This window comes from Mycobacterium sp. ACS4054 (assembly GCF_001667275.1).
Lineage (GTDB): Bacteria > Actinomycetota > Actinomycetes > Mycobacteriales > Mycobacteriaceae > Mycobacterium.
Window position 1 is genome coordinate 137977 of sequence record NZ_LZHV01000061.1, and the last position, 12654, is coordinate 150630.

At 67.0% G+C, this 12654-nt stretch carries 13 protein-coding genes; 10 read left to right on the forward strand and 3 right to left on the reverse strand.

The features are described from left to right. The first annotated feature begins 14 nt into the window (after positions 1-14). From A5730_RS19215 to A5730_RS19225, 3 genes are read left to right on the forward strand one after another with little or no spacing between them, the layout of a single operon-like run. Positions 15-836 carry a coniferyl-alcohol dehydrogenase gene (locus A5730_RS19215; RefSeq protein WP_067903820.1) on the forward strand — a complete coding sequence of 274 codons (822 nt, stop codon included), beginning with the start codon at positions 15-17 and terminating at the stop codon, positions 834-836. Continuing rightward, positions 833-1825 (forward strand): cyclase family protein, encoded by a 993-nt coding sequence (locus A5730_RS19220; RefSeq protein ID WP_067903823.1) that lies wholly within the window; start codon positions 833-835, stop codon positions 1823-1825. The genes A5730_RS19215 and A5730_RS19220 overlap by 4 nt, the downstream gene beginning before the upstream one ends. Further along, positions 1825-2646 (forward strand): alpha/beta fold hydrolase, encoded by an 822-nt coding sequence (locus tag A5730_RS19225; protein ID WP_067904466.1) that lies wholly within the window; start codon positions 1825-1827, stop codon positions 2644-2646. Before A5730_RS19220 ends, A5730_RS19225 begins: the two co-directional genes overlap by 1 nt. Positions 2647-2650: 4 nt before the next feature. Here the strand turns inward: A5730_RS19225 and A5730_RS19230 are convergent, their stop codons facing one another. Together A5730_RS19230 and A5730_RS19235 are read right to left on the reverse strand one after the other, a co-directional pair. After that, positions 2651-4282, reverse strand: a complete 1632-nt coding sequence (locus A5730_RS19230) for a multicopper oxidase family protein (RefSeq protein WP_067903826.1) — start codon at positions 4280-4282, stop codon at positions 2651-2653. 100 nt (positions 4283-4382) lie between these two features. Beyond that, a complete protein-coding gene (locus A5730_RS19235; RefSeq protein WP_067903833.1) occupies positions 4383-5147 on the reverse strand; it encodes an SDR family oxidoreductase in 765 nt (254 codons plus the stop codon). A 148-nt stretch (positions 5148-5295) separates the two neighbouring features. Here A5730_RS19235 and A5730_RS19240 point away from each other — a divergent pair, with 148 nt between their 5' ends. Continuing rightward, positions 5296-6102 (forward strand): SDR family NAD(P)-dependent oxidoreductase, encoded by an 807-nt coding sequence (locus tag A5730_RS19240; protein ID WP_067903835.1) that lies wholly within the window; start codon positions 5296-5298, stop codon positions 6100-6102. 9 nt (positions 6103-6111) lie between these two features. Here the strand turns inward: A5730_RS19240 and A5730_RS19245 are convergent, their stop codons facing one another. Then, the gene (locus tag A5730_RS19245) at positions 6112-6756 is read right to left on the reverse strand and encodes a PAS domain-containing protein (protein WP_067903838.1); all 645 of its coding nucleotides are present in this window, start codon (positions 6754-6756) and stop codon (positions 6112-6114) included. 201 nt (positions 6757-6957) lie between these two features. Between A5730_RS19245 and A5730_RS19250 the strand changes: the two genes are divergently transcribed. The 6 genes from A5730_RS19250 (at position 6958) to A5730_RS19275 (ending at position 12654) form a co-directional block, all read left to right on the forward strand. Beyond that, the gene (locus A5730_RS19250; RefSeq protein ID WP_067903841.1) at positions 6958-7623 is read left to right on the forward strand and encodes a TetR/AcrR family transcriptional regulator; all 666 of its coding nucleotides are present in this window, start codon (positions 6958-6960) and stop codon (positions 7621-7623) included. Positions 7624-7634: 11 nt separating this feature from the next. Next, on the forward strand, positions 7635-7829 hold the full coding sequence (locus tag A5730_RS19255) for a ferredoxin (protein ID WP_067903844.1): 195 nt from the start codon (positions 7635-7637) through the stop codon (positions 7827-7829). Between the two features lies 1 nt (position 7830). Beyond that, the gene (locus tag A5730_RS19260) at positions 7831-9075 is read left to right on the forward strand and encodes a cytochrome P450 (protein ID WP_067903848.1); all 1245 of its coding nucleotides are present in this window, start codon (positions 7831-7833) and stop codon (positions 9073-9075) included. A 159-nt stretch (positions 9076-9234) separates the two neighbouring features. After that, the gene (locus A5730_RS19265) at positions 9235-10296 is read left to right on the forward strand and encodes an amidohydrolase family protein (RefSeq protein ID WP_197506300.1); all 1062 of its coding nucleotides are present in this window, start codon (positions 9235-9237) and stop codon (positions 10294-10296) included. An 8-nt stretch (positions 10297-10304) separates the two neighbouring features. Continuing rightward, the gene (locus tag A5730_RS19270; protein WP_067903851.1) at positions 10305-11546 is read left to right on the forward strand and encodes a Xaa-Pro peptidase family protein; all 1242 of its coding nucleotides are present in this window, start codon (positions 10305-10307) and stop codon (positions 11544-11546) included. Beyond that, entirely contained in the window at positions 11536-12654 is a 1119-nt protein-coding gene (locus tag A5730_RS19275; protein WP_067903854.1) for a Xaa-Pro peptidase family protein, read from the forward strand. The genes A5730_RS19270 and A5730_RS19275 overlap by 11 nt, the downstream gene beginning before the upstream one ends.

The following is a 12654-nucleotide window of genomic DNA, read 5'->3' on the forward strand; positions in this document are numbered from 1 at the left end:
ACTAGGAGACGGCCTTGGGAACCATCGACGCGCTCTGGCGTTACGACGGCCGCCGGGCGGTGGTGACCGGATGCGCCTCGGGCATCGGTGGGCATGTGGTCCGCCAGCTCACGGAACTGGGTGCCGATGTCATCGGGCTGGACAAGTGCCGGCCCGACTTCGGGCTGACCGACTTCCGTGAGATCGACCTCGCTGACCGGCATTCGATCGACGACGCCGTGGCGTCGATCGGGGGACCGGTCGACGCGCTGTTCAATGTCGCCGGTGTCTCGTCGGGGATCGGTAACCCGGCGCTGGTGGCCACGGTGAATTTTTTGGGCCTGCGCCACCTGACCGAGTCGCTGGTACCGATGATGGTCGCGGGATCGTCGATTGTCAGTGTCTCATCGCTCGCCGCGGCTTCCTATCGCGAACATGCCTCGGCGGTGGCGCCCCTGCTGAACACCGCGACGATGCAGGAGGGCATCGATTGGTGCCACGCCAATCCCGAGATCTTGGGCAACGGCTACCAGCTGTCCAAAGAAGCGATCATCTTCTATACCGCGCGAAGCGCTACGCCGCTGGGCGCCAAGGGCATTCGCATCAACTGCTCGGGGCCCGGGGTCACCGAGACCCCGATCCTCGATCAGCTGCGCACGGCCTACGGGCAGGGCTTCCTCGACGACATCCCCAAGCCCCTAGGCAGGGTTTCCGACCCCGCCGAGCAGGCGGCGGTGTTGCTCTTCTTGAATAGTGGTGCCGCCAGCTATATCACGGGGCAGATCCTCTGGGTCGACGGCGGCAACGTGGGCGCCGCGATTGCGCGTGACCTCCTAGGGCAGGAAGGAGCCCCGTGACCGACTTGACCGATTTCCGACGGGTCGCGCGTGACGTCTCCAATTGGGGACGGTGGGGTGACGACGACGAGCTGGGCACGCTGAACTTCATCACCGCGGACAAGATCGCCCAGGCCGCGGGTTTGGTCAGGCACGGCAAGGTGTTTCCGCTCGGCGTCGACTTCGGCGCGTCGGGGCCGCAGGGCGCCTTCGAGTTCCGGCACAACCCGGTCCACGTCATGACGGTGGACGGCGGCGACGTGAACACGCTAGCCAAGTATGGACCCAGTTGGCCACGTAACCCGTTAGCGCAGCAGCTGAGTGGCTACATGACCGCCGACAACCCGTTTCGTTTCAACGACGACATCATCATCATGCCGTTGCAGGCGGCGAGCCAGTGGGATGCGCTGTCCCATGTCTACTACGACGATCACCTCTACAACGGCTTCGCCGCGGATTCGGTGACCAGCATGGGCGCCTACCACTGTGGCATCGACAAGGTCGACGTCAAGGGCATCACGTCCCGCGGGGTGTTGCTGGATTTGGTTCGCCACCGGGGCGCCGAGATCTTCCTCGAAGCCGGCAACCCGATCTCCCCGGAAGAACTCGACGACGTGCTTCGCGCGCAGGGCGTGACGATCGGGCGAGGCGACATCGTGCTGATCCGGACCGGTTGGTGGACAAGGTTTGCCATGACGGGGAACAAGACCGAGGGCTACTCCGGGCTGGACTGGCGATGCGCGCAGTGGCTGCACGATCACGAGATCGCCGCGGTGGCCGCCGACAACCTTCAGGTAGAGGACCTGGTGTCGGGCGTGGAAGGAGTCACCTTTCCCCTGCACCTGCTCTGCCTGCGGGACATGGGGATGATCTTCGGCGAATACTGGGATCTCACCGCGCTGGCCGAGGACTGCGCCGCCGACGGCGTGTACGAGTTCCAGCTCGTCGCGCCGCCCCTGCGGGTCGTCGGCGCCGTGGGCTCACCGGTGAACCCGATAGCGATCAAGTGATCCAGACCCGTCGCAAGACCATGTTGGTCGACGGCCTGCTCACCAGTTATCTGGAAGCGGGCGACGGCGAGCCGGTGGTGCTACTGCACGGCGGTGAGTTCGGTGCCTGCGCCGAACTCGGCTGGGAGCGCAACATCGCGGCGCTCGCCGCCCGGCACCGAGTGCTGGCGCCGGACCAGTTGGGCTTCGGGCAGTCGGCCAAGGTGATCGATTTCGTGGACGGGCGCGCGATGCGAATCCGCCACGTGGCGCGGTTCTGCCAGCTGCTCGGCATCGACTCCGCGCACTTCGTGGGCAACTCGATGGGCGCCATCAACCTGCTCACCGACGCCACCTCGGACACGCCCCTGCTGCCGGCCCGCAGCCTGGCAATCATCTGCGGGGGCGGCGAAATTCAACAGAATCAACACTTCGAGGCGCTGCAACAATATGACGCCACGCCGACGGGCATGCGCCGCATCGTCGAGGCCCTGTTTCACGACCCGGGATACCCCACCGATGACGAGTACGTGCGGCGCCGGTACGAGTCCAGCACCGCGCCGGGGGCATGGGAGGCGGTGGCCGCGGCGCGATTTCGTCGCCCGGGTGCCACGCCGTCCGGCACGCCGTCGAGTGCCCGGGCGTACGAGCGCATCACGGTGCCGACGCTGGTCGTCGAGGGAGGCCACGACAAGCTCCTTCCCTCCGGCTGGGCCGCGCAGATCGCCAGGCAGATCGACGGCGCCCGCTCGGTGGTGGTCGACCGGGCGGGCCACTGCCCGCAGATCGAGCAGTCGTCGGTGGTCAACGAGTTGTTGCTGAATTTTCTGGCCGACGCCTGACCTGCTAGAACACGTAGTCCAGCCGGGTCTGCATGCCGGCCTCCTGGTGATAGGTGTTGTGGCAGTGCAACACCCACAGGCCCGGGTTGTCGGCCACCAGAACGGCGAGCAGCTTCTGCTTGGGCAGCACCATCAGGGTGTCCTTGCGCGCACCGGGGCTACCGTCGGCCTTGATCAGTTGGAAGGTGTGCCCGTGCAGGTGGATCGGGTGATACATCATGGTGGGGTTGTCGAACGTGATGGTGGGCCGTTCGCCCTCCCGGACGTGCAGGGGTTCGGTGTTGCTGTAAGGCTTTCCGTTGATCGTCCAGTTGTATTGGACCATGTTGCCGCCCAGCACGACCGGAAGGTTCAGGCCGGGCTGCGGCCGGCCCAGGTTGACCGGGGTTGTCGCGGTGAACATTTCAATCGTGCCCACTCGCCGGTTCAGCTCGGGCGGCTGAAATCCCGGGTCCGGCGCGCTGCCGGACCCGGTGGACAGCAGCGCGCGCGCCAGTGCGTTTTTGCCCTCCGCCAAGGCGACCAGCGGGAAGACGCCGTCCGCGGCGGTCACCACGACGTCGTAGCGTTCGGCCATGCCGATGAGCAGGGCGTCGACCTGGACCGGCACCACGGGGTATCCGTCGGTGTGGGTGACCGTCATCGAATGACCGGCCAACGCGACGCGAAAGGTGGTGTCGGAGCCGGTGTTGATGAATCGGATCCGGATGCGCTGGCCGGGCTTCGCGTTGAAGGTCATGGGAGCGGCGGGAATTCGCCCGTTGACCAGATAGTAGGGGTAGGCGATATCTCCCGCGTCGCCACCGAGCAGATCGCTCTTACCGACGTTCCCCTCCGGCATCGGGGCGGGACTCGGCGCGCTGGTCGGTGTCGTCGAAGTCTCACTGCTCGACGTCGTCGTCGCGGTCTCGCTGGTGGTCGACGTCGTCGACGTGGTGGGTGGCGTTGTGGTCGTGGTCGGGGGAGGGCTCGGCGTGCTGGGCTTGTTCGGGCTGGTCAGTTCGGTGTAGAGCTGCTGCGGAGACTTTCCGAGTCCGTCGGTCCAATCGTCAAGGACCACAATCCATTCGGCGTCATAGTTGCCCTCGGTCGGGTCGTCGACGATAACCGGGAGGTACAGGCCCATGTCCGCGTCCAGGCCGGTGTGCGGATGGGCCCAGTAGGTGCCCGAATTCGGGACGGAGAAGCGGTAGGTGAAGTCCTGGCCGGCGGGGATGTTCGGCGTGGCGGGCGCGGCGCCGTCCATATCGTTGCGCAGGGCGACGCCGTGCCAGTGCACCGATGTCGGGTGGTCGAGCCGGTTCGACACCGTGACCACCAGCTCGTCGCCGATTCGCGCCCGGATCGGTGAACCCGGGATGGTGTTGCCGTAGGCGAACGTACGGACAACGGGCCCACCCAGATCCACCTGGACCTGCTGGGCGGTCAGGCTGGCGGTGACGGTTCGGCCGCTGTGCGGCCGGGCGGCCTCCGCCGCGTCGATGGCGGCGGCCAACTGGGCATTGGCCGACGGCGCGGGCTTGGACTGACTGCACGCCGCGAGCGCCAACCCTCCGGCGATGCCGGCCGCCATGAATCCGCGCCTGGTCAGCTGAGCGCTTTGGGCGGTGACATCGCTCGTGGGGGGCACAGGCATCGCCGCTCCTCGTCGTCATCGATCTTCGGCGTCTTATACCGTGCTCGGCCGGAGGGCTCAGCGCAACTACCGCCGCGGTTGATGTCGCAACGGCGGTCGGCTACTTGGCGTCGCTCGACACCCCGGCCATCCAATCGCCGAACGTGGTCGGGTAGATGGTCGCGTCTTCGCCGTCGACCGGAACGATGCTGCGATCGTCGAGCAACGCGCCGTAATAGCGGACACCGTCGTCGGTGATCACCTGGCGATGGTCGCCGGTGGCCGCGAACCGGGCCCGGATGAAGTCGTCCATACCCTGCTTTTCCGGCCCGGCGATATTGATTACGCCGTTGACCGGGTCCCCGGCCGCGGCGCGGGTGACGGCCGTGGCGACGTCCGCGGCGGCGATGGGCTGAAACGCGCCGTGCGGGGCGCGGACCGTGTCGCCGTCGGCCATCGAATCGGCAATGCCGCCAACGAATTCGAAGAACTGAGTCGCCCGCACGATCGAATACGGGAATCCCGATTCCACTATCTCTTTTTCCTGAGCCACTTTTGCCCGCATGTAACCGCTTTCGGCCGCCCGGTCGGCCCCCACGATCGAGAGAGCGACGTGGTGCCGCGCGCCGGCGGCCCGCTCCGCGTCGAGGAGGTTGCGGGTGGAGGTGGTGAAGAAGTTCAGGACATCGTCGTCGGCCCAGGACGGCGAGTTGGAGACGTCCACAACGGTGTCGACGCCGGCGAGGGCATCGGCGAGGCCTTCCCCGGTGATGGTGTTGACCCCCGAGCTCGGCGAGGCGGGGATGGCCTCGTGTCCCAGCTCGGCGAGCTGGGCGACAACCTGTGATCCGATGAGTCCGCTACCCCCGACGACCAGAACCTTCATGAGCTTCCTCCCGAGTTTCCCGATGAACTGGCGCTCCCAGCATGGCGGGTGTGTGGGGTGAGCGAAACCCTTTGGGGCCTACCGATCGCCCGGGCCCGCTTAAATCAACTGCTTGACTTAACGCGGTCGGCGCGGATTAACTCGTCGGGTGGTCAACGAATTGGAAGGCAAGGTCGCCATCGTGACCGGCGGCGCCTCCGGCATCGGTCGCGGAATCGTGGAACGGTTCGTGGCCGAGGGGGCGCGGGTCGTCATCGCCGATGTCGAGGCCGAGAGGGGAGAGCAGCTGGCCGCCGCATCGGGCGCCGCCGCCCTGTTTCGGCGAACCGACGTCTCCGATCCCGAACAGGTCGCGGCGCTGGTCGCCGCGACCGTCGAGACGTTCGGCGCCCTGCACATCATGGTGAACAACGCCGGAATCTCGAGCCCGTTGCGCCGGTTGCTCGACGATGATCTGGCCGACTTCCACCGGGTGATGGGGGTCAACGTCCTCGGGGTGATGGCCGGCACTCGAGATGCCGCTCGGCACATGGCCGAAAGCGGTGGCGGATCGATCATCAACCTGACGTCGATCGGTGGGATCCAGGCGGGCGGCGGGGTGATGATCTACCGCGCATCGAAGGCCGCAGTCATCCAGTTCACCAAGTCCGCCGCAATCGAACTGGCGCGCTACGAGATTCGGGTCAACGCGATTGCCCCCGGCAGCATACCCACGCCGATCCTGGCGTCGTCGGCGGTCGATGTGGATCCAGACGAGCTGGCGCGGTTCGAGGCGAAGATTCGGCAAGGGATGCGTGATGACCGGCCACTGAAGCGCGAGGGAACGCCCGATGACGTCGCCGAGGCGGCGTTGTACTTCGCCACCGACCGGTCGCGCTATGTCACCGGGGCCGTGCTGCCGGTAGACGGGGGGACGTCCGCCGGCAAGGTGATCCGCCCCCGCAAGGGCGAGTGAGGGACCGCGTCAGGGCTCTTCCGCCGGATGCCCGGCGTGGGTTTCCAGGCGGAGCCTGGCCAGCGCCTGGGCGCGTTCGAGGTCTTGCGCCCCAACGCTTTCCATGACCACGCTGTGGGAATGTGCCAGCACACCGAGCACCGCTTCGCTGGGCAGGTCGGGGAACTGGCGCCCGAGCACCTCCGCCGCCCTTCTCAACTCGAAGAGTTTCGGATACGCGCGCTCTTCCGGCGTCGGCGGTACGACGCGGGTGACGTCCTGGGCGTGCTGCAGCACGGCGACGGTCTTCTTGCCGTCTTTGATCGGGTCGTTCATCGGTGTCCAGACCCGGTAGACGAATGCGCCCGGGTTCTGCCGGTCGGGAAGGTCGTAGCGCTGGACTCCCATCCAGTGCCGGACCCCACGGCGGAAGACCAGATCAAGCGACGCGGAGACGTTGGCCACGCCGTCCGCTTCGGGATCGGCCGGGTTGTCCGGGAAGACGTCGAACAGCTGGTGGCCCACCAACTCTTCGCGCGGATGCCCCGACACGCGTTCGCAGGCGGAGTTCACCGCGCGGATGCGCAAGTCGGCGTCGGCCAACAGGTACGGCGACCACTTCGACTGGAACCACGCGGAATCCTCGATCGCCGATACCCGGCTGGCTGACAACATCCCGCACCCACCAATGATTCACCGTCCTGACACCGCCGCGTTCCCGAACGCAAGAGGCCATCGTGACCCAGCGCGGAAGCCTCGGGCGAGGGACCTTTGTCACCCATTGCCGGCTGAGTGGCACCGAAGTGGGCGCGAGCGGGCGCCAACTAATTAAATCAATCGCTTGACTTAATCGCTGGGCCACGGTTGACTAGCCGGGTGACCACCATCGGCCGGGCAGTTCGCACCGAGCGGGCCAGTTCCACGCAGGAAGCGATCCTCGTTGCGGCCGAGCGGTTGTACGCCGAGCACGGCATGTTCGCTGTGTCCAACCGGCAGGTGAGCGAGGCCGCCGGCCAGGGCAACAACGCCGCGGTGGGCTACCACTTCGGCACGAAGGCCGACCTGGTCCGCGCGATCGAACACAAGCACCGGGGACCGGTCGAGCAGCTGCGCGAGCGGATGGTGGCCGAGCTGCTCGAAGCGGGTGGTTCGACCGAGCTGAGGGACTGGGTGGCCTGCCTGGTGCGACCGCTCACCGATCATCTGGAGGAGCTCGGCAATCCCACCTGGTATGCGCGTTTCGCGGCGCAGGCGATGACCGATCCCGCGTACTACCACATCATCGTCAAGGGGGCCCTCAGCTCGCCATCCCTGGTGCAGGTGGTCGAGGGCATCAACCGCTGCCTGCCCGACCTGCCGGCCGAAGTGCACTTCGAGCGAAACATCATGGCCCGCAACCTGTTGATGCACACCTGTGCCGACCGGGAACGATCGCTTGCCGCGGGCGCCTCGCCGCCCCAGCGCTCCTGGCGGGCCGCCGCCTCGGGTCTCATCGATGCGATTGTGGGCCTGTGGCTGGCGCCCGTCACCCCGTACGAATGAGAGGTCTGCAGATGAAAGTGACTGTCGACCAAGACGTCTGCGCTTCGTCGGGCAATTGCGTGCTGAACGCGCCCGATGTGTTCGACCAGCGCGACGAGGACGGCGTCGTTGTCCTGCTCAACCCCAATCCATCCGCCGATGAGGCGGAGGGCGCCCGGCGAGCGGCCGCGGCGTGCCCCGCGCTGGCCATTCAGATCGAGGAATGAGATGTCAGAAACGCTGACGAACGCTTCCGCCGTCGAGGCGACCGAGATCCCGGATTATCCGATGCCGCGGCGGGCGGGCTGCCCCTTCGCGCCGCCGCCGGATGTCATGGCGCTTGCGCAAGAGCGACCCTTGTCCCGGGTGCGCATCTGGGATGGGAGCACCCCGTGGCTCATCACCGGCTATGAGCAAGTGCGGGAACTGTTCTCGGATTCGCGGGTCAGCGTCGACGATCGGCGGCCGGGGTTTCCGCACTGGAACGCGGGCATGTTGTCCACAGTGCACAAGCGGCCGCGGTCCGTCTTCACCGCCGACGGCGAAGAGCACACCCGGTTTCGGCGCATGTTGTCAAAACCCTTCACGTTCAAGCGAGTTGAGGGCCTGCGCCCGACCATCCAGCAGATCACCGATGACCACATCGACGCGATGCTGGCCGGCCCGCAGCCCGCCGATATCGTCACCGCGTTGGCCTTGCCGGTTCCGTCGCTGGTGATCAGCGAGCTGCTCGGTGTCCCCTATGAGGACGCCGAGATGTTCCAGCACCACGCCAACGTCGGGCTCGCGCGCTACGCGACGGGCGAAGACACCGTCAAAGGCGCGATGAGTCTGAATAAGTACCTCGCGCAACTGGTCGAGGCCAAAATGGAGGATCCGGCGCAGGACGCGGTTTCCGACCTGGCCGAGCGCGTCAAGGCCGGCGAACTGAGCGTGAAAGAGGCGGCCCAGCTGGGCACCGGGCTGCTGATCGCCGGGCACGAGACCACCTCGAACATGATCGGTCTCGGGGTGCTGGCCCTACTGGTCAACCCGGACCAGTTGGCCGTCCTGCGCGACGCCGACGACGACAAGGTCATCGCCAGCGCGGTCGAGGAATTGTTGCGCTACCTCAGCATCATTCAGAACGGGCAGCGCCGCGTCGCCCTCGAAGACATCCACATTGCCGGGGAGACGATCCGCGCCGGCGAAGGCATCATCATCGACTTGGCCCCGGCCAACTGGGATCCGGACGCCTTCCCCGAACCGGACCGGCTGTACCTGCACCGCTCGGGGGCCGACCGCAACGTCGCCTTCGGCTACGGCCGCCATCAATGCGTGGGCCAACAGCTCGCCCGTGCCGAGCTGCAGATCGTCTATCGCACCCTGTTCCGTCGCGTCCCCACGCTGGAACTGGCCATCGGAGTCGAGGACGTGCCCTTCAAGGACGACCGGCTCGCCTACGGCGTCTACGAACTTCCGGTGACCTGGTAGCCCCAGGTCGCTACTCTCAACAATGCCGATCCGAATGGAGGGTCAATGATGACGACTCAAGCAAGCACCGTTTCGCTTTACCCACCCGAAGGCTTCGGCGCCCCCAAGAATCGCCGCGGTCACGCGTCGGGCGCGGATGTCGGCCTGCCGGCCGGGACCGTGGTGTTCTCCGCGGACAACCACATCTCGTTGGCGGACGACATTTTCTATCAACGCTTTCCGGACGACCTCAAAGACAAGGCGCCGCGGATCTGGTACGAGGACGGCGCCTATCAGGTCGGTCGCAAGGGCCAGTCCTTCCTGCCCGGCGACTTCAGCGCGGTGCTGATGCAGTACGACGACCTGCCCGGGGCCGCGAGTACCAATATCGAGGCGCGCATCCAGGAACTGCGCGACGACGGGGTCGACAAGGAATTGGCCTTCCCCAACGCGATTTTGGCGCTCTTCCACTACCCCGACAAGAAGCTGCGCGAACTCGCCTTCCGCATCTACAACGAGTACATCGCCGAACTGCAGGAGCGCTCGGGCGGCCACTTCTACGGCGCCGGGCTGATCAATTGGTGGGACCCGCAGGGCGCGCGCAAGACCCTGGAGGAGCTGAAGTCCCTGGGGCTGAAGACCTTTCTGATGCCGCTGAACCCCGGTAAGGACGACGACGGCAACCCGATCGACTACTCCAGCACCGCGATGCGGGCGGTGTGGGACGAGATCGAGGCCGCCGGCCTTCCGGTCACGCACCACATCGGGGAAACGCCGCCGAAGAGCCCGACCGAGTTCAACAGCGTCGTCGTCGGCATGATGATCAACATCGACGGGTTCCGGGAGACGTTCTCCAAGTACATCTTCGGCGGCATCCTGGACGACCATCCGGGCCTGCGGATCGGTTGGTTCGAGGGCGGCATCGCCTGGGTGCCGTGGGCGCTGCAGGACGCCGAACACCTGGTGGCGTCCTACCGGCACATGTTCAACCGCCCGCTGCAGCACGATGTGCGGTACTACTGGGACAACCACATGAGCGCGTCATTCATGGTCGATCCGCTCGGCCTGCAGTTGATCGACAAGATCGGTGTGGACAAGGTCATGTGGTCCAGCGATTACCCGCACAACGAAAGCACCTACGGCTATTCCGAAAAGTCGCTGGCCGCGGTCGTCGACGCCGTCGGCCCCGCCGACGCAGCGAAAATCGTGAGCGGCAACGTCACGAAGTTCCTGGGCCTGTAGGGGGCCCGATGACAACGTTCGCGCAAGCGGGCGCGGGCACCGGCAGCCTGGTGATACCCGAGACGCCCGATATGGGCCGCATGCGGCGTGAGACCGGGGCCCGGCTGCGCTCGGCGATGGCCGAGCGCGGCGTCGACGCGCTGATTCTGCTCGGCAACAGCGCCGTGGTCTATGCCACCGGCACCAGTTGGCCGCTGGGCGATGCCGGTTTGTCCTATGTCGAGCGACCGGTCGCGGTGGTGCTCGCCACCGACGAGTGGCCGCACTTGTTCCTGCCGTTCCGCGAGGGCGCCTCGCTGGAGTCCGACTTGCCGGCCGATCACGTGCACGGGCCGGTGTATCTCGAATTCGACGAGGGGGTCGAAGGATTCGCGCGCCGGCTGGCCGATTTGGTTCCCGTCCAAGCGGTCGTAGCGGTCGACGAGTGCACCGGCGCCATGTCGCGCGCCGCGAAGACGTTGTTCCCCGGCGGACCGCCCGTCGACGCGTCGGCAATTGTCAGCGCCGCCAAGGCGGTCAAGACGCCGGATGAGTTGTCCTGCATGCGCACCGCCATCCGGATCACCGACGAGGCGATGGTCGAGGTCCACAAGCGGTTGGCCCCGGGAATCCGACAGTCCGACCTGTCCGCGAGCTTTCTGCGGCGGGCCTTCGAGCTGGGCGCCACGGCCAGCATGCTCGAACCGATCTGGCAGGTGATGCCGCCCAGCAAGGCCGAGGGCGTGTGGACCACGCACGGCGACCTTGCGCTGCCGCTGCTGAGCACCGAACGCGAACTGGCCGAGGGTGACGTGCTGTGGACCGACGTCAGCATCACCTACCACGGCTACTGCTCGGACTTCGGGCGCACCTGGATCGTCGGCAAGGACCCGACGCCACGCCAGCGGGCGCAATTCGACAAGTGGTTCGAGATCATGTCCGCCGTCCTGGGTGTCGTGAAGGCCGGCGCCACCGCGGCGGACCTGGGGCGGGCGGCCATCAACGCCAACGGCGGCGCCAAGCCGTGGCTGCCGCACTTTTACCTGGGTCACGGCATCGGCGTGAACGCCGCCGAAATGCCCATGATCGGAACCGATCTCGGAGCGGACTTCGACGAGAAGTTCGTCCTGCGAGCGGGCATGGTGCTGGTCCTGGAACCGGTGGTGTGGGAGGACGGCACCGGCGGTTACCGCAGCGAGGAGGTCTTGGTAATCACCGAGGAGGGCTGGATCCGATTGACCGACTACCCGTATGACCCCTATGGCAACTGAGGTCCTGCCCGACAACCGCGCGCTGCGCTGCGGTCGGCGCCAGCGTGTGCTGGATCAGATGGCGGCGCAGGACCTCGACGTCCTGGTGCTGGGTCGCCAAGCCAACGTCCGCTACGTCACGGGGGCGCCGCAGTTGTGGGTCGCCGGCACCCGGCCGTTCGGCCCGACGTGTGTGCTGGTGCGCTCGACCGGGGCGATACATCTGCTCAGCACCTGGGACGAGGGCGTTCCCGAGGACATCCCGCACGAGAACCTGTACGGCATCTCGTGGAACCCGATGAACACCATGTCCGCGCTGCAGCGCATCGACGGGGCGGACACGGCCCGGCGGGTCGGAACCGACGCGATTTCACCGGTTTTCGCTCAACTGCTGCCGACGGCGTTCCCCAATGCCGAACTCGTGGACGGCGAGCTGGCGATGCGGGCCGCCCGGCGCGTCAAGACGGCCGAAGAGGTGACGGCGCTGCGGGAGGCCATTTCGGTCGCCGAGTCGGGCTTGGCCGCCGCCGTGTCCGAACTGCGCCCGGGGACAACCGAACAGGCGCTGGCCGGCGCGTTGCTGGAGGCCATCGCGGGCGGCGGCGTCAGCACCCCGTCGAACCAGGACGTCGCGTGGGTGACGTCGCCCGATCATCCGTGGCAGCGCCCGGCAGCGGACGGCCGGGTCAACGACGGTGACCTGGTGGCGTTCTCGGCCGGCGTGCTGGCGGGTGGCTACATCGGCGAGGTCGGCCGCACCTGGCCCGCGGGCACCGCGCACGGCGCCGGGGCGGTGTATCGGCGTTGGGAAGGCTTGTGGGACAGGCTGTTGGCCGCCTGCCAACCCGGCGCGGGGGCGAGCGAATTGCTGGACGCGTATCGGGCCGCGGGGGAGCCGGCGCCGCCGATGCCGGTGGCCCGCGGCCTGGGCATGGGCTTCGACCCGCCCGTCATCTCCAAGCACCTGCCCGCGACCGCGGCCGGGGAACGGCTGGAACCGGGCATGGTGCTGGCCGTGACGGGTTACGTCTGGGAACAGGGGATCGGCGCGGTCTTCGGGCGCGAAGCCGTATTGATCACCGCCGACGGCCCCGAGGTGTTGACCGCCAGCCCGTTCTGGCGCGAATAG